This is a genomic window from Caballeronia sp. KNU42 (assembly GCF_053760385.1).
This window is the reverse complement of sequence record NZ_CM132389.1, coordinates 1,148,286-1,173,728: the sequence shown is the minus strand read 5'-3', so window position 1 is coordinate 1,173,728 and position 25,443 is coordinate 1,148,286. Positions and strand designations below refer to the sequence as shown.

Here is a 25,443-nt window from a genome sequence, read left to right as displayed (position 1 = left end):
AAAAAATCAGGCACCGGCCAGAATCAGGCATCGGCAAAACTGTGTCTTGAGCCAGGGCGCCAGACGGCGGCTCGCCAGCGACAGCGGACCAGGATCGTTCAAAACGATATTGACCAGCATCCCGAGGATCAGTTGAAGCGCGGCCTGTACCTCGAATTCGATCGACTCCGCATCCGCTTTTTTCGCATGGCGTTCCTTCATAATAGCGGCGACGAGCGGCGGTACGATCAACGCGAGTACATCGCGGTTCGCTTCCTTGACAACGTCCCACGTCGCTCTCGGTCGCGATACGCGTAACAGCGACGCATGGAACAGTCCGCGATTGCGGCGAAACGACAGCACATACATCTCGACGATCGCGTCCGCGACTTTTCGCGCGTCACCTGAGCGCCATTCGGGCCCGCTGGCCACCATGTCGCGCACGCGGTCACGGCCCTCGGCCATTGCGCGGTCGAGCACGACGTCGAAAAACATGTCCTTGCTATCGAAGCGCCGATAAAACGCGCCAATGGAGGTACCCGATCGTTCGACGATATCCGTGATGGACAGATCGTCCAGATTGCCGCTCGCCTCAATCAGCTCGCGGCCGGCCTGCAGCATCTTCTCCAGCCCGATCTGGCTGCGCGCCTGCCGCGGTACCGGGAGGGCGGATTCAATTGCTGCGCGGCTTCGTGGCTGGGGTCGGGTCATGGGGTCTTGCAAGCGCTGCTGCATAAAAACGGAATCGGGATTCCGGATCCTCGGTGAACGCTCGTGCTTTGTCAACCCGCCCAAGGGAAAGCCCTATGTCTGGCGATTGCATCTTGCCCGCCATTCACATCAATCCGCGTGCAGCCGTATTGGCGTCGTCCATGACTTGCTCTGTCAACGCCAGCGCCGCGCTGGCCGCCGGCGAATGGGTTCGCTCAGCCAGGGACACGAGTGCGAACTCAAGGCTCAGTTTCGGCGGATGGGTGAGCGCAATGCGCGCGAGACGCTGAGCCGCCAGGTCGTGCCGGACCGCCGAGGCCGTCGCGAACAACACCGCATCTGTTCTCGCCACGACGTCTTTAAGCACGGCAACATCGTTGCACTCGACCTGCAACGGAATTTCCTCGTGCGCGCGATACTTGAGCAGACGATGCAGCGCGTCCTTCATAAATCCAGGCAGCGATACTGAAACGAGCGGAAACTCCCGCAACGCCGACAGCGCCACCGCGCCGCGCGCCAGCAAAGGATGATCCGGCCGCGCGAACCAGCCGCCTTCGTGACGCGGCAACCGGTGCAACGCCAGGTCTGGCGCGACGGGCGGCACGCGCCGGTCCGTCACGACGAAATCGACACGCTCCTCGCGAAGTTTCTGCATCAATTCGTCGCCTTCCCTCAACTCGATCAGTACCTTTATCTTGGGAAAGCGCCGTGAAAACTCGACGAGCAAGTCCGGCAGCAGCACGACAGCCGCATAGGGCCCGAGGCCGATCTTCACCTCACCGAGTTCGTGCGCCTTGAGCAACTCGACATCACGGAACATGCACCGTGTTTCGAACAGAACGCGCCGCGCGCGCTCGACCAGCAGGCGGCCGGCAGCGGTCAGCGCTACGCCTCGCGCGGCACGATCGAAGAGCTTCATGCCGAGTTCGTCCTCGAGCGCCTGAATGCTTCGGCTCAGCGCGGGCTGGCTCAAATGGACCCGGCCGGCCGCACGGGCGAAACTTCCTTCCTCAGCCAGCGCAACCACGTGAGAGAGCCGGCGCGAATTGATTTCATGCATTGTCTGCAACGTTCCGATAAAGAGATTGCACTTGAACTATTGCGTTATACCACCTCAAATGGACGCAAAGATTTGGGCGGAAATGCCTCGACAAGCGCAATACCCGCACCGCGGAGGAGACGTTATTGAAAACCACACCATCGCGCACCGCTCCAAAACCCGCCTTGTACGCTAGCTTGTCCATGTGCTGCCATCACAAGTGGTAAAGCGTCGGAGTATCAGTTCGTCGATCCCACTGCCAGGGCCTTCCCAGGAGCATTTGATGTTTGAAGCAAAAGATTCCGGATTCGTGCTGGAGCGCGCTGCACCCATGGCAACGGCGAACCGTCGGCGCTGGGTGATCGTAGCGACGCTGTTTCTTTTCATGGCCATCAATTTCGCCGACAAGGCCGTGCTGGGCCTCGTCGCGCTCCCACTCATGCGGGACATGCAACTGACGCATGCTCAGTTCGGACTCGTCGGCAGCGCGTTTTTCCTGCTATTCGCGTTATCGGGAATCGGCTTCGGGCTGGTTGCCGACCGGCTCAACGTGAAATGGCTGTTGGCGGGCCTTGCGATGGTGTGGGCGGTCTCGCAGTTGCCGCTTGCGTGGCCAACCAGCTTCGCCGTGCTGCTCGGCTGCCGCATCCTGCTCGGCGCCGGAGAAGGGCCGGCATCGCCGCTCGCGCTTCACGTCGTGTACACCTGGTTCGAGGATCATGAACGCAGCCTGCCGACCACCATCGTCCAGCAAGGCGCCACGACGGGCATCATCCTGGCGGGACCGGTGCTTACCTTTATCGCTCAACGGTGGTACTGGCACGCGGCCTTTCTGACGCTGGGCGTGGTCGGCGTCATGTGGACGATTCTTTGGTTGAGCGTAGGGAAAAGCGGCGACGCACATCACGCGCAACCGCTCACGAATGCGCTGCGCGCTGGCTGGGCGCCGATCCGCACGAGTGTGAAGTATCGGCGCCTCCTCACCGATCGGACCGTGATCGGCGTGCTGCTGCAGGGACTTGTCGCCTATTCGGTGATAGCGATCGGGGTAACCTGGGTACCCAGCTATTTTCGGGCCGCGCTCGGGTTCAGCGCTACCGAGGCCGGCTGGCTCTTCGCGCTGCAAGTAGCGGCGCAAATTCCGATAGGGCTCGCGCTGGCGATGTGGTCACATCGGATGCTCGCACGCGGGGTATCGTCGCGGCTGGCGCGTGGCGCGCTGGTCAGCGGCGCATTCGTCGTGAGTGGAATAGCCTACTGCATGCTTTATGTCGATGCCCCGCCGCTCGCGAAAGTCGCGGTGATGGCGCTAGCGAGCGCGCTGGCTCTCCAGGCGTTCACGTTCGGCCCGCTGCTGGTGGCCGAAGTCACGCCCGGCTCACAGCGCGGAGCGATGCTCGCGATCACGAATTCAATTGCAACGTTGGCGGGTTTGGTTGCCCCTGCGGCGATGGGCAAGGTGCTCGGCGTGGTAGCGAATAATCGAGGCTATGAGTTGGGCTTTACCGCCACGGGCGTGCTGTTGATCGTGGCGGGCGCTGCAGGATTCCTGTTGCTCGATCCGCAACGCTCGCATAGACGCTTGCAACAATCCCGCACCGTTTGAAAAGACTTTCAAATAAACTGCGGCGCCCGGTATTCAACCGGGCGCCGCAGTTTTTTATCCAGCCAGGCAGTATCGTTAGAACTGGTGACGCAGACCTGCCATCACGCCCAATTGCGTACCCTTCTGAGCCAGCCCGACACCGTTGACACCCTGCAATTGCGCGCCGATCAAATCTCCCCGGTATTGCGAGTAATCCGTCTCCAGGTAGACGTCGGTACGCTTGGACAAGTTGTAGTCGCCCACCAGCTGATACTGCCACGCCGACCCGTCCTTCGATTGGGTCTTTCCCTCCTGCAGCGTGCGCCAGACGTTCGCCGCAAAGTGCCACGCGTTGCCCACCGTCTGCGTAACGCCGCCCATGATCATCCGACGCTTCGAAAAGTCGGTGTACTTGAGCGCCGTCAGCGCGGCGGCCGTGAACGGCCCGTTAGCGAAATTGGAGAATCCGGCAGCGTTCTGGTCGACGATATACCCCAGCGCGAACCTCGTCTTGTCCCATGTGTACGATCCCCCGAAGGTCCATGACTTCGAATCGCTGCCGTTGACTGAGTCCTTCGATTCCTTATAGGCGCCACCCAGCGAGACCGGACCGCCCGCTGGCGCGTAGGCGGCGGCCAGGCCCATCTCGCTGCCATAAGACATGTGACCCGCGACACCACCGAACGCATAGCCCGCCGCGACCACGAGGTCGTGAGCATGGAACTGGTACTGGACCTGATTGCTCGTCCAGATACCCCCGGTCATTGTCACCTCGGGCTGAAAGCTGAAGTCGTAAGGTACCCACGGATTGCTGCCGTATCCGCCAATCGTGACCCCTTCGATCATCACGTTGTACTGACGACCTATAATGAGCTGGCCATATGTACTCGACCTCACTCCGACCTGTGCCTCGTTGAAATACGGCAACGTGGGATCGCTTTGCCCGTTGTTGATGTCGAATCGATTTTCGAGCTTGAAGAAGGTTGACCATCCGTCGCCCAGATCCTCGACACCCTTCAGGCCCCAGCGACTTTGCGTGATGCCGCCATTGCCAAGCGCCACGCTTGAATCCCCCGCTTTGTTGGCGTTCGTCATGTATCGGACGCTTTCATCCGCAACGCCATACAACGTGACGCTCGATTGCGCATGCGCTTGCTGACAAGCCAGCGCGACCGGCAGCAATGCATAACGCCACTTGCTCAACTTCCTCATAGTGTCTCCCCGTTTTTCAGTTTCGCTTCCCGCGAATGGGTGGCTTTGCGCCCGGATCGACAGCCTTGTGCATCTCCACGCAAAAGCTTGTCGATTCCTCCTGCTGAGTTACAAGACGATGCTTGTGTCTTCAATTTGACGGGAAGCCAATGATAATTCCAGTGCATTGTTGTTATCGTCTGAATGCACTGGTTGCATGGATGTGGAGTGCGCTGGAGGGGCGACAGAGGTTTCAAGGCCGGATAGGCTGCTGCCAGCCGCCCAACGGCCCTTTTGCAAGTTCACAGGGGGAGATGAACACGAACGCGTTGTCACGAGGCGCGAGCCTGCAACAAGCGATCTGAAGATAGCAAGCGTTGTACAGCCGCCTCAGTCCTCTTTCTCGGGATTGCTCGTTGGGCGGTTGACGAAAGACAAACTCGGTTCTACGTGCCGCTAGCTACCGGGTCCGCATAAAAGGTCAACCCTTCACGGGAACAGAACCGCGCTTTCGCGGAGCGCGCTTTTCGCCTTTCGTTTTCAACGCGTGCTCGGCACGCTTTGTTTGCGGCGTGCGGTTGGAAACCTGAATGCGCCGTCCTGCCGAAAAGGCTTCCGCGCGAGCGGCACGCTCGGCAGCCCATGCCGGATTTACCCGAGTCTCGACCTGGCTAAAGGAAAACGGCAGATCCGCTTCTTCGGGTTGCCAATCGATGCCGATGACCGCACCCGTTCGACGATGCTTCATCGTCACAGCGCCTTCAGCCTTCGGGTCCAGCCCGCAGTGCCGCATTCCCCACAAGCGAAGGCTCAGCATCATTGCGTCAAGCTCGCGCGCCTTGTCGGTGATGCAGTAGGCGTGCCGCCTGGGCCGCTCCTGATAGACCCGACGCTCGATGAGCCCGTTGTCCTCCATTGATTTAAGGCGCTGCGTAAGCAGGTTCGGCGACATCCCGGTCTGCGCCTGAATGCCGTCGAAGCGATCATTTCCCATCCTCAGCTCGCGCAGGATCAGGATCGTCCAGCGATCCGCAATGATGGCAGCCGCGCGAGCGAGGGGGCAAAGCGTCTCGCCAGTAGTCTGTTGTTTCATCTTGATCTCTCGAAGAACCCCGCATTGTGAACCTGTCGGCTCTGCAATCCAAGATCGCTACCGTTCGCCGATCCAGCGTTATGTTCTTTACAAGTCCAGTGACTTCAAATATTGTAGCAACTAGATCATCCAACCAAAGAGGCATCCGGTATGGCAAACCAGTCGAACTCCGAACTGACGTACGAACCTGAGCTGACGGGGCTGCTGATCGTCGATCCCTACAACGACTTCCTGTCGGAGGGTGGCAAGCTCTACGAACTCAGCCGCACGACCCTCGAAGCGAACAATGTCGTCGAGCATATGCGGCAGGTCCTCGCTGCAGCGCGTGCAGCGAACGTGCAGGTCTTCATCGCGCCCCACCATCGTTGGCGTGAAGGTGATCTGCACAGTCATTGGAAGACGACACCGCCTATCGGCGCGGCCGCTGCCAAAGGGCGCAGTTTCGCAGACGGAACCTGGGGTGGAAGCTTTCATCCCGATTTCGAGCCGCGTCCCGGCGAGGTCGTGGCGCAAGAACATTGGCTCTCAAGCGGATTCGCCAATACGGATCTCGACCTCCAGCTCAAGAAGCACGGCGTGCGCAAGGTCATCGTGATCGGCATGCGCGCGAACACGTGCATCGAGTCCACCGTGCGCTTTGCCGCCGAGCTCGGCTACGAAGTCACGCTCGTGAAAGACGCCATCGGCAGCTTTGGTCACGCCGAGATGGACGCCTCGCTGCAGTTCAACTTGCCGGCTTACGCGAACGCTATTGTCACGACCGGCGAGATCGTCGCGAAGCTGTCAGTTTGACCATCCGGAGATTGATAAATGACCGATGAAGTCATCGCCAAATCGGTGGCCGAAGCCACCATTCATGCGCCGCTGGCGTCCATCGATCTGAGCGAATGGGTCTTCACACTGACCGATAGCGAATATCAGGCCTGTTCGAAGAATCACATCGCTGCGGCTGCAACGCTCACCCCTGAGGGCAAGCGTATGTCCATCAATGTGGAGCGCGTTGGCAATCTGATGGTGCAGCACTATGTGGAGGACATCGCAGAGCGAAGCCGGTGTCGTCTCGTGTCGTTGTCGGACTCAATCGGTCCGGACACTGGCAGCAGCGTCAAGATCGTCGTGATCTGGTCTTTCAACGTCGACGCGATCGATGCGGACACGACGAAGTTGACCAACAGCGTTGAAGTCCGATCCGCCCCGGGCTATCTCGAAGTGCTGGAAAAGCGTGGCGTGCCTTTCGCCAAGGCAAGCGAGTTCGCGCAGCAGGCTTTAGCCGCGCACAATGCCGAGGAGACGCCCCTGTTCGCCAAGGACATCGAGGGTAAAGCGCTTGCCAGGCGGTGGGGATGAGATGGCGCCTGTCAGAAATGAAGCGCTTGAAAATGGAGGCTCCATGAGCAAGGTCCGCACGACCATCGTCACTGACAAGACGACACCAGGATATTGGCGCGTCACGCTTGATAATCCGCCGATCAACGCCATCGACGATCGAATGTACGATGAGTTCTACGACCTGGTCGAGGAGATTGAGACTGCGCCGTCGCTGAAGGTCGTCACTTTCGAGAGCGCGAATCCCGACTTCTTCATCGCCCACTACAGCACGGCCGAACCCCGCAGCCGATTTGGCACACCACGCTGGATTGAAGCGGCTACGCGCCTGGCTCAAAGCAAAGTCCTAAGCATCGCTGTCATACGCGGCAGAGCACGCGGCGGCGGCAGCGAGTTCGCCTTGGCTTGCGACATCCGCTTCGCCAGCAAAGAGAAAGCGATCTTCGGTCAACCCGAGGTCGGTACCGGTCTCATTCCAGGTGGTGGCGCCTTGCAGCGCTTGCCACTCCTGGTTGGGCGCTCAAGGGCCATGGAGATCATTCTCGGCGCGGAGGACTTCGACGCTGAGACTGCCGAACGCTACGGCTGGATCAACCGCGCTGTACCGGAGGCGGAGCTTGATGATTTCGTCGCCAGGTTCGTGCGACGTATTCTGTCCTTCGACAAGCAGGCGCTAAGCACAGCCAAACAGACCATCAACCAGTTCGGCTTGCCGGAGCTCGCTCAGCTTCAACTGACCCAGGACACATTCTTTACGACATTCGGATGGCCAGGAGCAATCGACCGGATGCCCAAGCTGCGTGCACGGGGCATTGGGACCGCGGGGGAGTTCGAACTGAACCTCGGCGATCACATCGGGAATTTGTAGGCGATCTGGAGGGGAAACCGGAGGCCGAAGTCGAGGACGCCTTGGCTATCCCGCGGGACACCGAGTGGTGCAAATAAATCAGGGGTTGGCTGTCCCGGCACCCGCAGGCTCGACAAGGCAGTCGCTTTGCCAGTAAGCTGCGACTCGAACCTTACCGGAAAAGCCAGAGGACACCGATGCAAGCGCGGGACGCAAACGCCAACGTATTCTTCGTTGGACTCATGGGAGCAGGCAAGACCTCCGTGGGCCTTCCGCTTGCGCGCCGGCTGCAACGCCCCTTTTTCGATTCCGACCATGAAATCGAGGCGCGCTCGGGTGCGCGCATCCCCGCGATCTTCGAACTGGAAGGCGAAGCCGGCTTTCGTGAGCGGGAGGCCCACGTGATCACCGAGCTGACCGGCCGCGAGAACATCGTGCTGGCGACGGGCGGCGGCGCCGTGTTGCGGCCTGAAAACCGCGAAGCGCTGCAAAAGCGCGGCTTCGTCATCTATCTGCGCGCCAATCCGCACGACCTGTGGCTGCGCATAGGGCGCGACAAGAATCGCCCGCTGCTGCAGACCGACGATCCCAAGGCGCGCCTTGAAGCGCTCTACGAGGTGCGCGATCCGCTGTATCGCGAATGCGCGCATTTCGTCATCGATACCGGCCGGCCGTCGGTCGAAGGGCTGGTCAACATGGTCCTGACGCAACTCGATATGGCCGGCGTCGCCAAACGTCCCGCGTCATAATGCAAACGTGATTGCCCTGAACGTCCCTAAAGTTCATCCACAATTACGTTGACACTCGACGCATCGGCGATTCGGGCGCCCCCCGCTTCGCAGACTGTCAGCCGGCAGGAAATTCAGACCTAAATGAATCTTGCCAATCGACCCCCGCTCTCCCGCTAAATCGCGTCAAGCGAAAGCGGATTGCGTCGAGGTCGCAGACTTTCCCGCTACTGTCGTATCCTAGGCTTTGGGCGCACACGACGGGGTTCTTGACTTGACCCGCGTTCACTATTCTACTTACGCCCCCGCGTGGACCCTACTGGAAGCCTGTCGGGGAATATCTGCCGAAAGCGGACTATAAGGAGAGCAATGCGCGGCCCTACCAAGAAGCAACTGACTTTGATCGAACTGGTCGACCAGGGCTTGAGCGTCGAAGAAATTGCGACGCGTACAGGAAAACTGGTGGCGTCGGTTCATAAGCAATTGAACCGGGTTCGACGCAAAGTGCGCGAAGGGCATTTCGCACCTTCCCCTCTGCCCATCGAGCGAGCTGCGGCCACTCCGCGCGTCTACCTCGCCGGGTTCGACGTCTTCCGCCGCGACGCGCTCAGTCACGGTCAGCATCTGAAAGCGCTCTGCCAGGCCCGCGGAATGATCGGTCTCTATCCGCTGGACGGACAGGTTCCCGACGAACTCGAGCCGCGCGCCAAGGCGCAGTGGATTTGCCGCGCCAACATGGATGCCATTCGTTCCGCCGATGTCGTCCTCGCCAACCTGAACGACTTTCGCGGAGCCGGCGAGCCGGACAGCGGAACCGCGTTCGAAGTGGGTTTCGCCGCGGCGCTTGGCAAGCCGATATGGGCGTATGTCGATGACGACCGATCGCTGCACGAGCGTGTATCGGTCACGACCGACGACTCCGCCGCGTATTGCGCGAACGGCTTCCTGGTCGAAGACTTCGGCTTGAACATGAATCTGATGCTGGCGTGCACCGCCCGTATTGTCGTGGGCGGCCCGCAGGCGTGCCTGGACGCCATGCTCGCAAGCGGGCAGTTCTAATTCTTAGCGCCATGCCGCACGGCTATCAGAGGCCACTTAGCGATATAGCGGGCTTGCCTTCCAGCCTTTGGCGGACATGCAAAGCCAGCAAATCCGCAAACGTTCCGTTGGATCCACCGGCAGTATTTGAAAGTACGATCACTGCGTAGTCCGCCTGGCGGTTGAACATCGCATAGGACGTGTAACCGCCGGTTCCGCCACTGTGCCAATACATCTGGGCGCTTGGATCATAGAGCCACCCGAGGCCGATGCGCTCACCCCGCCACGCCTGCGCCCTCAGTTCGTGAGCCTGCGTGAGCGCCGCCGCCATGGATCGGCTTTCCGGGCTGCGCGTCGCCACGTATTTTTCCGGGTGCAGGTTAGCGTCGAGATAAGTCAGCATGTCTTTGGCCGATGAACGAATCGCGCCAGCTCCGGCCAGCGCGGTCAGGTCCCATTCGGAGACCGGCTGATGGTTCGCGTCGTGCCCAACGATAAATCGCGCACGCAGATCCGGCCGCATCGTGACGACCGTCTCAGTCATCCCGAGCGGACGCGTGATCTCTTCTTCGAGCAAGTCCTCATAAGACGTTCCCGCGCGATTCGCAAGCGCCTGACCTAACAGTCCGACTCCCAGGTTGCTGTAGAGAAACAGCGCATGAGAGGGCTTAGCCACGCCGTGTTTCGACATGTACGAATACAAGGCGGCGGTCCCGTAGTCCGCATAAGGATTCGCGTTATCCGCCGGATTGAAATTGTCGGGCATACGCGGCAAACCGGAATGCTGGGTCGATAAATCCACCAGCCCGATCTCATCACCGCTGGGTTTGGCTACCGTGCCGGCGGGCAGCAGTTCACGCACCGGCTGGTCCAACCGCACTTTCCCCTGCAAGACCATTTGCGAAAGTATCAGCCCTGTAAAAGTCTTGGTGATCGACCCTATTTCATAGATGGAGTCGGGTTGCGCAGCCCCGTACGCGAACATCTTTTGTACACCATGCTGCACCACCCCAATCGATACGCCCGCTCCCGTCCCCGCCTTCAAAGCGCCGGACTTCAACGCCGTCGCCAGGTCGCGAGCGAGCACCTGTCCGAGTTCGGCCACAGGCACGGGCGCGATCGCGGCATCGAAAGCTATTGGCGTGACGGTGAGCGCCCGCGTCTGCCGATCGAAGTCGAGCGTCACGGGTCCGCCCTGCGTCCACGTTCCCTTGAGCGCATTGCCATTCGACGAAAGCGTTCCGGCCCAACGTCCTCCTACCGTCGGCACATCGAAGGAAAAGGTGTGCCCGTCAAACGCGACGTTCGTGCACGGCAGACCCGTTGCGTGCTGGTCGAGGCTGTCGAGACTACAGAATTCCTGCCCGTCTTGATCGCTCCTGGTAGTGATCTGAATACGTAAACGGTTAGGCTCGATTCCCAGCGAGCCTAACCAGTATCCATCGATGGGGGATGGATTCTTCGCAGCGACAAAGGTATCGCGCGCAAAAACGACTAGCGTTGGCGTGCCCTGATTCCAGATACCGGAAAGCGTCAAGCCGTTGCTTTCAATCTTGCCGTTCCAGGCGCCATGTATTGACGGCATCGTGAAGCTTAGCGAGTCGCCGTCGCGATGAAAGTCGGCACAAGGAATGCCCGCCGCGCCCTGGTCCGGACTATCCACCGTCCCGCCAAGCGTTCCGTCCGGACTCTCCGTCAAATGCAGTTTGATGAGAAGCCCAGCGACGTCGCCTGCGTACTCGCCGCTTAAATTCGCTGGTTGCTGTGCCATGGCAATGGATTGAGTGAGAACGATAAGGGCGAGCACACCGATCTTCCGTGCGAGTCGTAACAAACAGCATCTCATGCGACGACCCCGTGAAGTCGGTTCAGGAGTGAGCGCGCTTGTGTCATTCCAGTTTGTGTCATTCCAGTTTGCGCTATCAAGCCCGCACTATCGTCATGCCTGCGTCCTCCAGCGGCCTGGTCAGCGCAAGCTCAGTTTCCCGCTCGACGATGATCGTCTGAGCCAGCGTGATGTCGCCGATCACATACTGCGACGCGGCATTGATCTTATCGGACGAAGCCAGCACAACCGTTTCCGCTGCGCGAGCGGCAAGCGCCCGCTTCACAAACGCTTCCTCGAAATTGCCGGTGCTCAAGCCCGCGGTCGGATGCACGCCGGTCACGCCCATGAAATAGATATCGGCCTGGATATGCGACATCGCTTCAACGGCGGCGGCGCCGACCGTCACGATCGAATGCTTGAAAAGCCGGCCGCCGATGACAATCACCTCGATCAACGGATGATCGACCAAACCGACCGCAACGCTAGGACTATGCGTCACCACCGTAGCCGATAAATCGTGCGGGATCTGGCGGACTAGCTCGGCCGATGTCGTGCCGCCGTCGATGATCACCACCTGTCCGGTTTCGATCATGGCCGCCGCCGCTGCAGCAATCGCGCGCTTGGCCGTCGACTCCAGGTCGCGCCGCTCGGCGAACGGCGCCACGGCCGTAGAAGCGGGCAGCGCGCCGCCGTGAACGCGCTGCAGTAATCCCTCGCCCGCTAACTCGCGCAGGTCGCGCCGCACCGTGTCTTCGGACACGCCGAACGTCTCGCTCAGTTGCTTGGCGAGCACTTGCCCGTCGCGCGCCAGAGTCTTGAGGATCGCTTTCTTGCGTTGAGAGGTCAGCATGGCGTTTGCACGAAATATCTTGATATTGCACGAATCTGCACGATACCATGACTACTCCTTTTGCGCGATATGGAGCGGACGAGATGGTGCCTATGGCTACAAAAGACCGGATTCGCATTATCGACACGACTGTGCTGTCCAACGACTGGTACGTGCTGAAGAAGACGACGTTCGATTTCCTGCGTCGCGACGGCGTGTGGCAGCGTCAAAGCCGCGAGACCTACGACCGGGGCAACGGAGCGACGATCCTCCTGTTCAACCGCGACCGGCGGACCGTCGTGCTGACCCGGCAGTTCAGGCTGCCCGCGTTCGTCAACGGCCACGACGGCATGATGATCGAGGCAGCCGCCGGACTGCTCGACAACGCAACGCCGGAAGAGCGGATCCGCGCCGAAGCGGAAGAGGAAACGGGGTATCGGGTGGATAACGTGCGGAAGGTTTTTGAAGCGTATATGAGCCCCGGTTCGGTCACGGAGAAGCTGCATTTCTTCATCGCCGAATATGACGCGTCGACGCGCGTAGGACACGGCGGCGGCGTGGAGGCGGAGGGCGAGGATCTTGAAGTGATCGAATTGACGCTGGACGATGCGCTGAATGCCGTGCACCGCGGCGAGATCGTCGATGCGAAAACCATCATGCTGCTGCAGTTCGTTGCTTTGAACCCTGTGCTTGAAAGGAGTGTGTCGTGAGACCTCAACTCATACTCATCGCGGGACCGTACCGCAGCGGCGCCAACGGGAATGCCGAGTTGATTGCCGGCAATCTTCGTCGGCTGGAGGAGGCTGCGTTGCAGGTCTACCGGCTCGGACATATGCCGATGATCGGCGAGTGGGTCGCGCTTCCGTTAGCGGCTGCAGCAGGCTCCACAGCGGTGGGCGATCCGATTAGCGAGACGTTCTTGTACCCCGTCGCGAATCGCTTGATACGGCAATGCGATGCGGTGTATCGGATCGATGGCGCGTCCCAAGGCGCCGATGGCGATGTCCGACTCGCCGAAGAACTCGGCTTGCCTGTTTATAGAAGTCTGGGCGAGATTCCACAGGTGCCGACGACGGTCTGAAAGAGCAAGCCAAGATGTTTGGCGCTTTCCCCTAAGCAAGCTTCAAAACAGACGCAACAACGCCAGAAAACGCTCATCGATTGGCAGCATTATCAAACCTTCGAAATGGAGGTTGATCATGGTCTCGCTGCAATTGCTGATTGTTTTTATCGGAGCCCTCGCGGTCGTTTATGCCCTTCCCGGCCCGGACATGGCGCTCATCCTGCAGACCAGTTCATCGCATGGCCTGAAGCACGGGCTCTCGACCGCTGCCGGTCTGGCGATGGCGCGCACTCTGCACGTCACGTTGTCGGCCCTTGGCGTCGCGGCGCTGCTGCGCAACGCGCCGTGGCTCTATGACGGCGTACGTATTGCGGGCGCGCTGTATCTCGCCTACGTGGCGATCCAGATTTTCCGCTCGCCGGCATTCGGTCTCGACGACAACGCCATGACATCGAAGACGCGTCCGCCGTTGCGCGCCGCCTTGTCGAAGGGCGTGCTCAGCAGTCTGCTGAATCCGAAGGCGCTGCTGTTTTGTTCGGTCCTGCTGCCGCAATTCGTGCATCCGGAAGCGGGCGCGATCTGGTCGCAAGTTCTTGAGCTGGGCGTGGTGCTGGTCGTCATAGGCGCGGTGTTCGACACAACGCTGGCAGTTTCCGCCGTGCGGCTGTCGCGCTGGCTGCGCAGTCATCCGCGCGCTCAAGTCGTGCAGCGCTGGACGTTCTCGGTCGCCTTGCTGGCGTTTGCGTTGAGGTTGTCGATTGAATGATATCGATTGAATGATATCGATTGAATGAGACAACCTTGATTAAACCAGCGGACCGTCGGATTGCTTGCTCCTGATCGCCACCAGGATTGAACTGCCGACAATCAGCAGGATGCCCAGCAGCGACAGCAAACCGACCGTCTCGCCCCAGACCACGAACCCAAAGATCGATGCCCAGACGATGCTCGTGTAGTTATACGGCGCGAGTGCGCTGGCATCGGCTTGTCGAAACGCCATGGTCAGCAGCAGTTGCCCGGTGCCGGCCAGGACACCGAGCAAGGCCATGACGGCGAGGAAATCCAGCGTCGGCGTTTGCCACGCGAACACAAGCGAAAGCCCGCTGACGAGCGCACCGATCATGGTGAAGTAAAGCACCGTGACACTCGAATCATTCGATGCACGGATACGCTTGATTTGCAGGATCGACAACGCTCCGAAAATCGCACTCGCTAAAAGAAGCACGGGACCGAGCCAACTCGTCTGGTCGCTGCTTGGACGCACGACTAAAAGCACGCCGATGAAACCGATCGCGGCCGCCCCGGCGTCACGACGTCTTAGCGTTTCCTTGAGAAGCAAAGGCGCCAGCACGATCACGAAGATGGTCTCTGAGTAGACGATGGCAACCGCTTCGCTCAACGGCACGTAAGGCAAGCCCGCGAAAAACAGCCCGAGCGCGCAAAGCAAGGTAACCGCGCGTAGCGTCTGCGCCGGAAAGTCCAGAGTCCTCAAGCGCTCGCTTAGCGGTTTGCCTTGCAAGCACATCGCAAAGGCGGGCAACAGGCCAAAGATCATTCGAAAGAACGTGATCTCGTTAGCGGGGTATTTCAGGCTGACCGACTTCGCTAGTGCATCGACCACTGCAAAGCAAAACATGGCGGCGAGGATTTGCGCGATGCTGCGCAGCGGCACCGCTCTGCTTTGGACAATGGTTGCAGGCATAGTGATTCACGATCGGAGGTAGCGCGGGGTGCTCGCGCAAGCGTCCTGGGATAGAGCAGGCGGTCGCGGCCTTGCCAAGGCCGATAAGAGAACCAGCTTGTCTGGACATCGCGTAGCTTATCACCGGATGACCGGGTATCAGGCCACGCTTTTGCTCACGCTCTTGATCAAATGCGACAAGGCATTTTCACGCGATGACGGATTAAATCATCTTGCTGGCGGCTTAAGACATTCCTCTTTAGCGGGAATGTGCTTAAGCGTCTTTGGTGATGTGCGGACCAAGCGTTGACTCAAGCCGCTGCATCGCACGCTATAACGGCGCCTTCCTCTTTGAGCGCGTGAATACGTTCATCGGAGAAGCCGTATTCTCGCAGCACTTCCGCCGTGTGTTGACCCAGCAGCGGCGCGGGCACGGGCGATTGCGGCAGACCATCGGAGAAATGAATCGGCAAGCCGATACCACGCATGCGCCCCGCTAGCGGATGCGTCGTCTCGACAATCATTCCGCGCGCCAGCGCTTGTTCATGCGCCGACGCTTCGGGTACACCCAGCACTGGCCCCGACGGCAGGCCGATTGCATCGAATGTGGCAAGCCATTCGTTTGTCGTTCGCTCGACAAGCCGGGCTGTCAGGATGTCCACCAGTGCGCCGCGGTGCTTCAACCGCCCGGCGTTAGTCCTGAAACGCTCGTCCTCTTCAAGCCCCGGAATCTCCAGCGCGCCGACCAGCCGCTCGTAGTTGCTCTGATTCGCCGCGCCGATGTTCACCCAGCCGTCGCGAGTCCGGAACGCCTGATACGGCGCGCTGGTCGGATTGGCCGAGCCGGCCTTGGGCAGCACCGTGCCGTCAGCGAAGTAGTTGGCGAAGGCCCAGTACATCTGCTGCAAACCCGCTTCGAAGAGCGATGTATCCACCATCTGGCCCAGCCCGGTCTTTTGCTTGCCCGCATAAGCCGCGCAGATGCCGAGCGCGGCGAGAATGCCCGCGTTGATATCGGTGACCGGCGAGCCAGCCTTGATCGGCGCCTGACCGGGTTCGCCGGTCATGCTCATGAGACCGCTCATGCCTTGCGCGATCAGGTCGAAACCGCCCTTGTCGGCCATGGGTCCGCTGCGGCCGAAACCCGAGATCGCGCAATAGATCAGGCCGGGATTCTCCGCCTTGAGCGCGTCATACCCCATGCCGAGTTTTTCCATCGTGCCGCGTCGATAGTTCTCCGTAACTACGTCGGCGGTGGCGAGCATCTTGCGCAGCACCTCACGTCCACCGTCGGTCTTGAGATTGATCGCGACGCCACGTTTATTGCGGTTCACGATCATGAACGACGCCGACTCCCCGCCTTCCAGGATGGGAGCGAAGCGGCGGCAGTCGTCGCCGCCGGGGATCTTTTCGACCTTGATGACATCGGCGCCCATGTCGGCGAGCATCATCCCGCAGATGGGCCCGGACATGATGTGAGCCAGTTCGATGACGCGCATCCCGGCAAGCGGGCCCTTGCCTCCTGCTTCTGTTTCGAGCATTTCAACGCCCCTTGAATTCGGGTTTGACCTTGTCGAGGAAGGCTTGATAGCCGCTGCGAAAGTCTTCCGTGCCAAAGCACGCGAAACCTTCGTCACGCTCCTCGGATGTGAGCGGCGCCGGGTTCATTGCACGCTTCACGAACTGCTTGTGCCAGCGTGCAACCAGAGGCGCGCCATCTGCAATCCGCTGCGCTGTTGCAAGCGTTTCGGCGGTGACCTGATCGTCGGCTACGACTCGCGTGACAAGCCTCTTGGCCAATGCCTCTTGCGCCCCGAAAATGCGCCCTTCCAGCAGTATTTCCAGCGCAATGGCAGGACCCGCGAGTTGCACGAGCGCATCGAGTTCCGCATGCGCCATCACCAGGCCAAGGTTCTTGATCGGCACGCCAAAGCGGCTGGATTCCCCGCAGATGCGCAGGTCGCACATGGCGGCAATCTCGAGTCCACCGCCCACGCAGATCCCATGAATCATCGCGACGATCGGATGTCTGCATGCACCCAGCGACGAAAGCGTTCGATGCATGATCGCGCCATAAGCACGGGCCTGTTCGACATTGGAGCGATCGGTCTGGAACTCGGCTATGTCGTTGCCCGGCGAGAAGGCTTTCTCGCCGGCGCCGCGCAGGATGATGCAGCGGATGGAGTCATCGGCGGAGAGCGCGTCGATGGTTTCACCCAGCGACTGCCAGAGCGGTTTCGTCATCGCGTTGAGCTTCGCGGGCCGGTCGATGACAACCGTCGCGATATACCCCTCGCGTTCAATCAAGATGGATGGTTCAGCCACATCGTCTCCTTCGGGAAAAAACAGCAGCGTCCGGTGCGTGCGGACTTCTAGACGAACTTCCTCGCCGGCTGTGTGCCTTCCTTTCCCTCAGCGCCCGTAGTGGCGTCGTCCAGCGCCCGATCGGGCCGCATGGTGAACGAGAGCACGATGCCAACCGCCATCAGGATCATGGAAACCGTGAAAGGCAGGTTCCAGTTCCCGGTCTTGTCGATCAGGAAACCTCCCACAACGGGACTGATGATCGCGGCCAACGCGGAGCCCGAATTCATGATGCCGCTGGCGGTGCCGGCATGTTTGGGGGCAATGTCCATCGGCACGGCCCACATGGGTCCGATCGTCATCTCGTTGAAGAAGAACCCGCCGCTCAGGCAAACCGCGGCCAACGTGATCGACATGTTGGAGACCAGCATGATGGGCGCGAGCGAAAGCAGCGTCAGGAGCATGCAGACACCGACCATCACGTTGCGAGCCATGCGGATATTCCCGCTGCGCCGCAGGATGCGGTCCGTGACCGAGCCGCCGAGCCAGTCGCCAAGCACGCCGGCAAAAAAGACGCCCGAGGCGAACAACGCCGACTTCCCCAACTCCATGTGATAGTTGTGGAGAAAGTACTGCGGAATCCAGCCGAGGAAGAGCCACAACACCCAGCCGTAGCAGAAGTACACGGCGGTCACCGGCGCCATCCGTCCCAGCAATGCGCGCCAGGGCACGGGCACGCGCTGCTTGATCCCCGAGAACGACGAAAGTGTGGCGCACTCATCGGCGGTAATGCTCTTGTGGTCGCGGGGGTTATCGCGGAAATAGAAAATCCAGATGACTGCCCACAGGAAACTGATGACCCCCGTCACAATAAATGCACCGCGCCAGCTCGTTGCAATCATCAACCAGACAATCAACGGGGGAGCCACCGCATTACCAATGCGCGACGCGGCATGCGTGGTCCCTTGCGCGAAACCGCGTTTGTCAGCCGGCATCCAGTTCGACATGGCGCGGGTGGCGGTGGGGAACGTGGCCCCTTCGCCCAGCCCCAGCAACAAGCGCGCAATGATCAGCGATACAAACCCGCCGGCAAGCCCGGTCATGATCGTGGCGCCCGCCCAGATCACGGCGCACACAGCAAGCGTGCGGCGCGGTCCGAAGCGGTCTCCCAGCCATCCGCCAATGATCTGGAACACGAGATACGGATAGGCAAATGCGGAAAAAACAAAGCCGATCTGGACATGCGACAAGTGCAGTTCCGCGCCGAACTGCGAGGCAGCGGTACTGACGTTGACACGGTCGATATAGGTAATGAAATACATTGCGCACAGCAGCAACAGAACGCGCGTCGTAGCTCGACGGAACATCATCGTCTCCTTGATTAAGGCGTGCTTCATCAAGGCGCCCACGGGCGCCAGAAGCGAACTGCATCCCGAACTTTCGATAAGGCTTTACTGGATGGGCGTTAAAGCGAGGGTGCGAATCCTGGGTTTGCGCGGTCGTGCCATGCTGCTCTCCAATGCGCGGAACATGACGCGGTCCGCTGTTTATGTGAACCCATGCTGCTGTGTTTAATCAATAATCCCTGAGCGCCGCAGCCAGTACCTGGGCGACATGCAGCGCTTTTACATCGGCGCCATCGGCTATCTGGTGACGGCAACTGGTGCCATCGGCGACGATGACTGCATCCTGGGCCTTCCGCACGGCCGGCAGCAGCGACAACTCCGCCATCGCCTTCGATGCTTCGTAGTGCTCGGCTTCGTAGCCAAAACTCCCGGCCATGCCGCAACACGACGATTCGATCACCGAGACCTCCAGCTGAGGAATCCAGCCGAGTACAGCCTGCACGGGACGGAACACATCGAAGGCCTTTTGATGGCAGTGACCGTGAACCAGCGCCTTCGGCTGAGCGAGGGGTTTCAGCGAAAGCCGCAACCGTCCCGCCTCTTTCTCGTGAACCAGGAACTCCTCGAACAGGAACGATGACTGCGCGAGCTTGCGGGCTTCATCGCCGTAACCGTAGTCGAGGAATTCATCGCGGAAGGAAAGCAGGCACGATGGTTCAAGGCCGACGACCGGAACCCCGCGTTCTATATAAGGGCGCAATGTGTCCAGCGTGCGGCGCGCTTCAACCTTCGCTTCATCGACGCGCCCCGCCGATAGAAACGTGCGTCCGCAACACAACGGCCGCTCGCCCGCCTTGACGTTCAGATGAACCGTGTACCCCGCCGCCTCGAGCACGCGCTTCGCGGCACGCGCGTTGTCGGGTTCCATATAGTTATTGAAGGTATCGACGAAAAGCAGCACTTCCTTGTCGCCCTGCACGGGTGGCAAGGGCTGCACGGCCGTCGATAAAAACGACTTCACGAAATGCGGAAACGCGCGTTGCGGGGCAAGGCCCAGGCGCGTCTTCAGCCAGCCGGCGACACGCGACAAACGTTCGATCGAGCCGAACAACGACGGCAAGCGGCTCGCATACGGCGCGTATCGCGGCAGAAAGCCCACTAGCCGGTCGCGCATGCGCAAGCCATTCGCCAATGTCCACGCCGCACGCGCTTCAATCTTGATCTTCGCCATGTCGACGCCGGTCGGGCAATCGCGCTTGCAGCCCTTGCACGATACGCACAGGTCCAGCACATCCTTCACGTCCTGGCTTGCAAGGCCGCCCTCACCGAGTTGTCCGCTGATCGCGAGCCGCAGCGTGTTCGCGCGGCCTCGCGTGACATGCTGTTCGTCCTTGGTGATGCGATAGCTCGGGCACATGGTGCCCGCATCGAACTTGCGGCAATGGCCGTTGTTGTTGCACATCTCGACGGCCTTCGCGAGACCGCCGGTGCGATCGTCACCCGTTCCCGGCGCGGTCTCGACACCCGTCAGCGGATCACGTGTCACGTTCCATTGCGACCAGTCGAGCTGCGTCGCGATCTCGCGTTCGCGATACGTCGGCGGAAAGCGAAAGTTCGTCGCGTCATCCATTTTCGGTGGATTGACGATGCGATCCGGACTCATGCGATTCTCGGGATCGAAGAGCGTCTTGATCTCGCGGAACGCTTCGTTCAGGCGCGGTCCGTATTGCCACGCGACCCATTCGCCGCGGCACAGGCCATCGCCGTGTTCACCCGAATACGCGCCCTTGTACTCGCGCACAAGCGCCGACGCTTCCTCCGCAATCTCCCGCATCTTCTGCGCGCCAGTGCGGCGCATGTCGAGAATCGGCCGTACGTGCAGCGTCCCGACGCTCGCGTGCGCGTACCAGGTGCCTTCGGTGTGATGCTTGTGGAAGACCTCAGTCAGTCGCGTGGTGTACTGCGCGAGATGTTCGAGCGGCACGGCGCAATCTTCGATAAACGACACCGGCTTGCCGTCGCCCTTCATGCTCATCATGATGTTGAGGCCGGCCTTGCGCACTTCCCACAAGGCCTTTTGTTGCGCGGCATCGGGCATCTCGACGACCGAGCCCGGCAAGCCGAGATCGCCCATCAGTTCCACGAGTTGCGCAAGCTTCGCGATTTGCACGGCCTTGTCCGCGCCGGCGAACTCGACCAGCAACACGGCTTGCGGCTGACCGACCAGCGCACGTTCGATCACCGGACGGAATGCGGGGTTGGACATCGACAGGTCGATCATCGTGCGGTCGACCAGTTCCACCGCCACCGGTCCCAGCTTGACGATGTGCTGCGTCATGTCCATCGCGTCGTAGAACGTGGGGAAGTTCACGACGCCGAGCGTCTTGTGCTCGGGCAAGGGCCACAGTTTCAACGTGAGCTGACGGCTGAACGCAAGCGTGCCTTCGGAGCCCACCAGCAACTGCGCGAGGTTCGGCTCGCCGTCTGCGCTGAAGGGCAAGGGACTCTGGCAATCGAAGAGATCGATGTTGTAGCCCGCTACTCGCCGCAACACCTTGGGCACCTGTTCGCGGATTTCATCGCGTTCGCGCTGTGCTATGCGCTGTACGCCTTCGAGCAGCGAAAGCGTGCGAGCGTCGGATGACATCGCATGCAACGCTGCGAACGTGGCTTGATGACCATCGGCCAGCACGGCGTCGATAGCGGCCACGTTGTGCACCATGATCCCGTATTCCATCGACCGCGAGCCGCACGAGTTGTTGCCTGCCATGCCGCCGATCGTGCATTGCGCACTGGTCGATACATCGACGGGAAACCACAAGCCATGTGGTTTCAGCCACGCGTTCAGATGATCCAGGACCACGCCCGGCTCCACCGTTACCGTGCGCGCCTCACGGTCGAAGTGGACGATATTGTTGAGCCACTTGCTTGTATCGATAACCAGCGCTTCGCCAATCGTTTGCCCGCACTGGCTCGTCCCGGCACCGCGTGCGAGCACGGGGACATGTGCGTCGCGTGCAATTTCCAACGCGAGCAGCAAGTCCGCCTGATCGTTCGGTACGACGACGCCCAGCGGCATGATCTGGTAGATCGATGCATCCGTCGCGTAGCGTCCGCGCGCCGCCCGGTCGAACAGCACATCACCTTTCAACTCTTTGCGCAGGCGCATGGCCAGCGGCGACAGCGTGGCGCGCGCCGAAGCCGGCATCAGGTGGATCGGCTGGACGAGCGCTTCGGAAGATTTAGTGAGCATCGGCGTCTACGCGCGGTTGAGTAGTGGAAAGCCGGTCATGCGTTGTCTCCGGACCGGCTTGGTGTCACGCCGCCGCTTTCAAAGCCGGTGCAGCAGTGTGGCTCGTCAGGTAGTCCATTGCCGCCAGGACCCCGCTGCCCGCCAGCTTCACGCCGGACAACTTGAGGCCCATTTCACAGCCCGTGAGCGTGGCCATCAGCGTGAGGTCGTTGCAGTCGCCCAGATGCCCGATGCGGAACATGCGGCCCTTGAGCTTGCCGAGGCCGGTGCCGAGCGACATATCGAAGTGCTCGTAGATGGTCTTGCGGACTGCATCCGCGTCGACTCCGTCCGGCGTCATCACGCCGGTGAGCACCGGCGAATAAACGGCCGGGTCCGCGCATTGGATCTCGAGTCCCCATGCATTGACCGCAGCGCGACAAGCCGCCGCCAGTCTCTGATGCCGGGCGAAGACTTGGTCGAGCCCTTCGTCACCGATCATCTCTAGCGCTTCAGACAAGCCGTACAACAGGTTGGTGTTCGGCGTGTACGGCCAGTAGCCGCTCTTGTTCATCTCGATGATCTCGTCCCACGCCCAGAACGCACGGGGCAACTTCGCTTCCTTGCTTGCCTTGATCGCTTTCTGCGAGACCGCGTTGAAGCTGATCCCGGGCGGCAGCATCAAGCCTTTTTGCGAGCCGGACACCGTGACATCCACGCCCCATTCGTCATGCCGATAGTCCGCGGATGCAAGCCCGGAGATCGTATCGACGAGAAAAAGCGCCGGGTGCCCGGCCGCATCGATCGCGCGCCGCACTGCTGCAATGTCGGACGTGACGCCAGTCGAAGTTTCGTTATGCACCACGCAAACGGCCTTGATCGTGTGCTGCGTGTCTTCACGCAGACGCGCTTCAATCATGTCCGCCTGCACGCCGCGCCGCCATCCCTCGACGCCGGGCAAGCCCAGGAACTCCGGTTTCAGCCCGAGGTTTTCGGCCATCTTTTTCCAGAGCGTCGCGAAGTGGCCGGTCTCGAACATCAGCACGGTGTCGCCGGGGCTGAGCGTGTTGCAGAGCGCCGCTTCCCAGGCGCCCGTACCGGAGGCCGGATAGATCGCCACCGGCTGCGCGGTCTTGAAGATGGCCTTGATACCTTCCAGGACTTTCAGGCCCAACGCGCCGAATTCCGGTCCGCGATGGTCGATCGTCGGATAACTCATCGCCCGCAGAATGCGGTCCGGAACCGGACTGGGACCCGGAATCTGCAGGAAATGGCGACCAGCGGGATGGAAATCGAGTTTTATCATGATGCGTCCTTTGAATTTTGCATGCAAAATACTTTAACGTACCGTCGCGGTGATCGGAAGGGAAAAATGGTTGTTTTTCTTAGGTAGAAACCCGTCCCTCCAAACTTACTGGCGTCGTACGGTAAAATCGTGTCAACGGAAAGGGTTGAGGTATTGAATGCAAAATGATCATCTGGCGGGTTCGCAGATCGCGGAGATTGCGCAGATCACGACCACGCTCCCCAAGGTCGAGCGCCAGCGGCTGCACGATACGGTGGTTGAGCACCTGCGCAATTTCATTGTCGAGGGCTTGCTCGCGCCGGGCGTGAAGCTCAATGAACGCACGTTGTGCGAGACGCTGGGCATCTCGCGCACGCCGTTGCGTGAGGCGCTGAAAGTGCTGGCGTCCGAGGGCCTGATCGATATCCTGCCGAACCGGGGCGCGTCGGTGTCGCAAATGAGCGAGGGGGAGATTCGCGAGATGTTCGAACTGATGAGCGGGCTGGAAGCGTTCTCGGGCGAACTCGCATGCGAGCGCATAACGCCTGCCGAGCTGAGCGAAATCAAGGCGCTGCATTACGCCATGCTGGCGTGCCGCGAGCAGAACGACCTGTCTGGGTACTACAGCCGCAATCAGGCCATTCACGACAAGATCAATGACGCCGCGCGCAATTCGGCCCTGCGGCAGACCTATATATCGGTGAACCGGCGGCTGCAGGCATTACGGTTCCGGTCCAACTTCCAGACGGTGAAGTGGGACAGCGCGATCTGCGACCACGAAGCCATGATCGAGGCGCTGGAAGCACGCGACGGCAAGCGCATGGCGTCGGTCATGCGCGGCCATTTGCTGGCCAAGCGCGATGCAGTTTTGGCCGAGAGGACCATGACGACGCTGCGCACGCGCTCGGAAGGCGGCACGCTGCCTGACGCGCCGCTGGGTTGATTACACTGACGTTCGGAACGACCAAAACGTTGAATTCGTAGACGCCGTCTGCGAATTCAGCGCAGCCTTGCCCGCAAGTACACGCCGCGCACGCTCATCTTCAAGTCCCTTCGCTGCATGACATTCCTCCTGCACGCCCCCTTGTATAAATCCATTTGATGGGTTTATAAGAAAACACAATTATTTTTATGGTTTTCGGCTTTGTACAGTCCGGTGTAGTCACAACGCGCCATGCATCAAAAACCGAGCGCGACAAATAACATCCACTCGCCACCGGACCATCATGAAACTTCTCAAGCTTGCCCCTCTCGCGGTGCTGGGCGCCTTCACGGCGTCGTCGTATGCACAGAGCAGCGTCACCCTTTACGGCCTGATTTCAGGGGGTGTCGGCTTCGCGACCAATCAGGGTGGTCACAACGCGTACGAGGCGCTCAGCGGCACGAACCAGAATCCGCGCTGGGGCCTCAAGGGACGCGAAGACCTTGGCGGTGGCTTGAGCGCAGTGTTCCAGCTCGAGAACGGTTTCAACATCATGAGCGGCACGGCCTCGCAGAACGGCCGCGAATTCGGCCGGCTGGCGTATGTCGGTCTCGCCGATAAGACCTACGGCACGCTGACCCTCGGCCGCCAGTACGACGCGATCCACGATTACATCGGCCCGGTGATCATTGCGAGCAACGGCGTGAACATCGGCGATAACGACAACGGTTATAACGACATCCGCGTCCAGAATTCGGTCAAGTATGTGAGCCCAGATTATCGCGGGCTGAAGGCCACCGCCATTTATGGCTTCAGCAACTCGACCGGCTTCGGCGACAACAACGCGTACAGCTTCGGAGTCGGCTACGAGAACGGCCCGTTCAAGTGGAGCGCGGTCTACGCGCAGTACAACCACCCGGACAGCCCCACCAACCCGGACGGCGCGATCTCCAACGACTACGCTTCCCCCATCCTGATCTTCGACAAGAGCGCGACCCACCCGTCCGTGTTCGCGAGCAAACAGCGCATTGCCGGCACCGGCGGTTTCTACACGATAGGCAAGGCGCAATTCGCCGCGCTCTTCACCGATGTCCACTACGATTACCTCGACAACTCCCATCTGCACTTGCAGAACTTCGGCGTGAACGTGGTGTACACCATGACCCCGTCGCTGTTCCTCGGCGCGGCCTATGGCTACACCGACGGCAAGTACGACGTCATCAACCAGAAGCCGCAGTGGCATCAGGTGAACTTGCAGGCGGACTATTTCCTTTCGAAGCGTACCGATGTGGCGTTGACGGTGATCGGCCAGCTAGCCGCCGGCGACGCGCAGCATGCGCAGATCTTCGCGTTCGCCCAGTCGACCACCACGCGCCAACTGGTCGCGACCATCGGCATGCGCCACGTATTTTGAAC

Annotated in this window: 23 protein-coding genes; 11 read left to right on the top strand and 12 right to left on the bottom strand. The window is 60.5% G+C overall.

What is annotated here, in order from left to right; genetic code table 11:
* Window positions 1–6: 6 nt before the first annotated feature.
* Window positions 7–690: a TetR/AcrR family transcriptional regulator gene (locus tag ACSOSP_RS24415; protein WP_455313475.1), complete on the bottom strand. Its 684-nt coding sequence runs from the start codon at window positions 688–690 to the stop codon at window positions 7–9.
* Between the two features lie 124 nt (window positions 691–814).
* The gene (locus ACSOSP_RS24410) at window positions 815–1,750 is read right to left on the bottom strand and encodes a LysR family transcriptional regulator (protein ID WP_455313474.1); all 936 of its coding nucleotides are present in this window, start codon (window positions 1,748–1,750) and stop codon (window positions 815–817) included.
* A 262-nt stretch (window positions 1,751–2,012) separates the two neighbouring features.
* On the opposite strand from ACSOSP_RS24410, the gene ACSOSP_RS24405 reads away from it, so the two are divergent.
* A complete protein-coding gene (locus ACSOSP_RS24405) occupies window positions 2,013–3,335 on the top strand; it encodes an MFS transporter (RefSeq protein ID WP_455313473.1) in 1,323 nt (440 codons plus the stop codon).
* A gap of 75 nt (window positions 3,336–3,410) precedes the next feature.
* Here the strand turns inward: ACSOSP_RS24405 and ACSOSP_RS24400 are convergent, their stop codons facing one another.
* Together ACSOSP_RS24400 and ACSOSP_RS24395 are read right to left on the bottom strand one after the other, a co-directional pair.
* Window positions 3,411–4,526, bottom strand: coding sequence for a porin (locus tag ACSOSP_RS24400; protein ID WP_455313472.1), 1,116 nt, complete (start codon window positions 4,524–4,526; stop codon window positions 3,411–3,413).
* Between the two features lie 460 nt (window positions 4,527–4,986).
* The gene (locus ACSOSP_RS24395; RefSeq protein ID WP_455313471.1) at window positions 4,987–5,598 is read right to left on the bottom strand and encodes a winged helix-turn-helix transcriptional regulator; all 612 of its coding nucleotides are present in this window, start codon (window positions 5,596–5,598) and stop codon (window positions 4,987–4,989) included.
* Window positions 5,599–5,748: 150 nt separating this feature from the next.
* Between ACSOSP_RS24395 and ACSOSP_RS24390 the strand changes: the two genes are divergently transcribed.
* From ACSOSP_RS24390 to ACSOSP_RS24370, 5 genes are all read left to right on the top strand, one after another.
* The gene (locus tag ACSOSP_RS24390) at window positions 5,749–6,390 is read left to right on the top strand and encodes an isochorismatase family cysteine hydrolase (protein ID WP_455313470.1); all 642 of its coding nucleotides are present in this window, start codon (window positions 5,749–5,751) and stop codon (window positions 6,388–6,390) included.
* 18 nt (window positions 6,391–6,408) lie between these two features.
* Window positions 6,409–6,945: a hypothetical protein gene (locus ACSOSP_RS24385; protein ID WP_455313469.1), complete on the top strand. Its 537-nt coding sequence runs from the start codon at window positions 6,409–6,411 to the stop codon at window positions 6,943–6,945.
* 43 nt (window positions 6,946–6,988) lie between these two features.
* Entirely contained in the window at window positions 6,989–7,792 is an 804-nt protein-coding gene (locus ACSOSP_RS24380) for an enoyl-CoA hydratase/isomerase family protein (RefSeq protein WP_455313468.1), read from the top strand.
* A 176-nt stretch (window positions 7,793–7,968) separates the two neighbouring features.
* Complete coding sequence (locus ACSOSP_RS24375) at window positions 7,969–8,520, top strand: shikimate kinase (RefSeq protein WP_455313467.1); 552 nt, start codon at window positions 7,969–7,971, stop codon at window positions 8,518–8,520.
* Between the two features lie 348 nt (window positions 8,521–8,868).
* A complete protein-coding gene (locus ACSOSP_RS24370; protein WP_455313466.1) occupies window positions 8,869–9,558 on the top strand; it encodes a nucleoside 2-deoxyribosyltransferase in 690 nt (229 codons plus the stop codon).
* Window positions 9,559–9,583: 25 nt separating this feature from the next.
* Here the strand turns inward: ACSOSP_RS24370 and ACSOSP_RS24365 are convergent, their stop codons facing one another.
* Together ACSOSP_RS24365 and ACSOSP_RS24360 are read right to left on the bottom strand one after the other, a co-directional pair.
* Window positions 9,584–11,371, bottom strand: a complete 1,788-nt coding sequence (locus tag ACSOSP_RS24365; protein WP_455313465.1) for a serine hydrolase domain-containing protein — start codon at window positions 11,369–11,371, stop codon at window positions 9,584–9,586.
* An 88-nt stretch (window positions 11,372–11,459) separates the two neighbouring features.
* Complete coding sequence (locus ACSOSP_RS24360; protein ID WP_455313464.1) at window positions 11,460–12,215, bottom strand: DeoR/GlpR family DNA-binding transcription regulator; 756 nt, start codon at window positions 12,213–12,215, stop codon at window positions 11,460–11,462.
* A gap of 92 nt (window positions 12,216–12,307) precedes the next feature.
* Here ACSOSP_RS24360 and ACSOSP_RS24355 point away from each other — a divergent pair, with 92 nt between their 5' ends.
* From ACSOSP_RS24355 to ACSOSP_RS24345, 3 genes are all read left to right on the top strand, one after another.
* On the top strand, window positions 12,308–12,904 hold the full coding sequence (locus ACSOSP_RS24355; protein WP_455313463.1) for an NUDIX domain-containing protein: 597 nt from the start codon (window positions 12,308–12,310) through the stop codon (window positions 12,902–12,904).
* Entirely contained in the window at window positions 12,901–13,275 is a 375-nt protein-coding gene (locus ACSOSP_RS24350) for a DUF4406 domain-containing protein (RefSeq protein ID WP_455313462.1), read from the top strand. The genes ACSOSP_RS24355 and ACSOSP_RS24350 overlap by 4 nt, the downstream gene beginning before the upstream one ends.
* Window positions 13,276–13,393: 118 nt before the next feature.
* Entirely contained in the window at window positions 13,394–14,023 is a 630-nt protein-coding gene (locus ACSOSP_RS24345; protein WP_455313461.1) for a LysE family translocator, read from the top strand.
* A gap of 39 nt (window positions 14,024–14,062) precedes the next feature.
* On the opposite strand, the gene ACSOSP_RS24340 is transcribed toward ACSOSP_RS24345, so the two are convergent.
* The 6 genes from ACSOSP_RS24340 to ACSOSP_RS24315 all read right to left on the bottom strand — a co-directional run bounded on the left by ACSOSP_RS24340 (window position 14,063) and on the right by ACSOSP_RS24315 (window position 23,126).
* Window positions 14,063–14,959: a DMT family transporter gene (locus tag ACSOSP_RS24340; RefSeq protein ID WP_455313460.1), complete on the bottom strand. Its 897-nt coding sequence runs from the start codon at window positions 14,957–14,959 to the stop codon at window positions 14,063–14,065.
* A 290-nt stretch (window positions 14,960–15,249) separates the two neighbouring features.
* Window positions 15,250–16,479 carry a CaiB/BaiF CoA transferase family protein gene (locus tag ACSOSP_RS24335; RefSeq protein WP_455313459.1) on the bottom strand — a complete coding sequence of 410 codons (1,230 nt, stop codon included), beginning with the start codon at window positions 16,477–16,479 and terminating at the stop codon, window positions 15,250–15,252.
* 1 nt (window position 16,480) lies between these two features.
* The gene (locus ACSOSP_RS24330; RefSeq protein WP_455313458.1) at window positions 16,481–17,263 is read right to left on the bottom strand and encodes an enoyl-CoA hydratase/isomerase family protein; all 783 of its coding nucleotides are present in this window, start codon (window positions 17,261–17,263) and stop codon (window positions 16,481–16,483) included.
* A gap of 47 nt (window positions 17,264–17,310) precedes the next feature.
* Entirely contained in the window at window positions 17,311–18,612 is a 1,302-nt protein-coding gene (locus ACSOSP_RS24325) for an MFS transporter (protein ID WP_455313659.1), read from the bottom strand.
* Window positions 18,613–18,817: 205 nt separating this feature from the next.
* Window positions 18,818–21,841, bottom strand: a complete 3,024-nt coding sequence (locus ACSOSP_RS24320; protein WP_455313457.1) for an FAD-binding and (Fe-S)-binding domain-containing protein — start codon at window positions 21,839–21,841, stop codon at window positions 18,818–18,820.
* A 64-nt stretch (window positions 21,842–21,905) separates the two neighbouring features.
* Window positions 21,906–23,126, bottom strand: a complete 1,221-nt coding sequence (locus ACSOSP_RS24315) for a pyridoxal-phosphate-dependent aminotransferase family protein (RefSeq protein WP_455313456.1) — start codon at window positions 23,124–23,126, stop codon at window positions 21,906–21,908.
* 157 nt (window positions 23,127–23,283) lie between these two features.
* Between ACSOSP_RS24315 and ACSOSP_RS24310 the strand changes: the two genes are divergently transcribed.
* Together ACSOSP_RS24310 and ACSOSP_RS24305 are read left to right on the top strand one after the other, a co-directional pair.
* Window positions 23,284–24,048: a GntR family transcriptional regulator gene (locus ACSOSP_RS24310; RefSeq protein ID WP_455313455.1), complete on the top strand. Its 765-nt coding sequence runs from the start codon at window positions 23,284–23,286 to the stop codon at window positions 24,046–24,048.
* Window positions 24,049–24,328: 280 nt separating this feature from the next.
* On the top strand, window positions 24,329–25,441 hold the full coding sequence (locus ACSOSP_RS24305) for a porin (protein WP_455313658.1): 1,113 nt from the start codon (window positions 24,329–24,331) through the stop codon (window positions 25,439–25,441).
* The last annotated feature ends 2 nt before the right edge of the window (window positions 25,442–25,443 follow it).

Coding starts and splice junctions, on each gene's coding strand:
- ACSOSP_RS24355 (WP_455313463.1), top strand. CDS start 12,308: ATGGCTACAAAAGACCGGATTCGCATTATCGACACGACTGTGCTGTCC.
- ACSOSP_RS24390 (WP_455313470.1), top strand. CDS start 5,749: ATGGCAAACCAGTCGAACTCCGAACTGACGTACGAACCTGAGCTGACG.
- ACSOSP_RS24370 (WP_455313466.1), top strand. CDS start 8,869: ATGCGCGGCCCTACCAAGAAGCAACTGACTTTGATCGAACTGGTCGAC.
- ACSOSP_RS24400 (WP_455313472.1), bottom strand. CDS start 4,526: ATGAGGAAGTTGAGCAAGTGGCGTTATGCATTGCTGCCGGTCGCGCTG.
- ACSOSP_RS24320 (WP_455313457.1), bottom strand. CDS start 21,841: ATGCTCACTAAATCTTCCGAAGCGCTCGTCCAGCCGATCCACCTGATG.
- ACSOSP_RS24410 (WP_455313474.1), bottom strand. CDS start 1,750: ATGCATGAAATCAATTCGCGCCGGCTCTCTCACGTGGTTGCGCTGGCT.
- ACSOSP_RS24335 (WP_455313459.1), bottom strand. CDS start 16,479: ATGCTCGAAACAGAAGCAGGAGGCAAGGGCCCGCTTGCCGGGATGCGC.
- ACSOSP_RS24385 (WP_455313469.1), top strand. CDS start 6,409: ATGACCGATGAAGTCATCGCCAAATCGGTGGCCGAAGCCACCATTCAT.
- ACSOSP_RS24325 (WP_455313659.1), bottom strand. CDS start 18,612: ATGATGTTCCGTCGAGCTACGACGCGCGTTCTGTTGCTGCTGTGCGCA.
- ACSOSP_RS24360 (WP_455313464.1), bottom strand. CDS start 12,215: ATGCTGACCTCTCAACGCAAGAAAGCGATCCTCAAGACTCTGGCGCGC.
- ACSOSP_RS24375 (WP_455313467.1), top strand. CDS start 7,969: ATGCAAGCGCGGGACGCAAACGCCAACGTATTCTTCGTTGGACTCATG.
- ACSOSP_RS24345 (WP_455313461.1), top strand. CDS start 13,394: ATGGTCTCGCTGCAATTGCTGATTGTTTTTATCGGAGCCCTCGCGGTC.
- ACSOSP_RS24315 (WP_455313456.1), bottom strand. CDS start 23,126: ATGATAAAACTCGATTTCCATCCCGCTGGTCGCCATTTCCTGCAGATT.
- ACSOSP_RS24340 (WP_455313460.1), bottom strand. CDS start 14,959: ATGCCTGCAACCATTGTCCAAAGCAGAGCGGTGCCGCTGCGCAGCATC.
- ACSOSP_RS24405 (WP_455313473.1), top strand. CDS start 2,013: ATGTTTGAAGCAAAAGATTCCGGATTCGTGCTGGAGCGCGCTGCACCC.
- ACSOSP_RS24380 (WP_455313468.1), top strand. CDS start 6,989: ATGAGCAAGGTCCGCACGACCATCGTCACTGACAAGACGACACCAGGA.
- ACSOSP_RS24415 (WP_455313475.1), bottom strand. CDS start 690: ATGACCCGACCCCAGCCACGAAGCCGCGCAGCAATTGAATCCGCCCTC.
- ACSOSP_RS24310 (WP_455313455.1), top strand. CDS start 23,284: ATGCAAAATGATCATCTGGCGGGTTCGCAGATCGCGGAGATTGCGCAG.
- ACSOSP_RS24395 (WP_455313471.1), bottom strand. CDS start 5,598: ATGAAACAACAGACTACTGGCGAGACGCTTTGCCCCCTCGCTCGCGCG.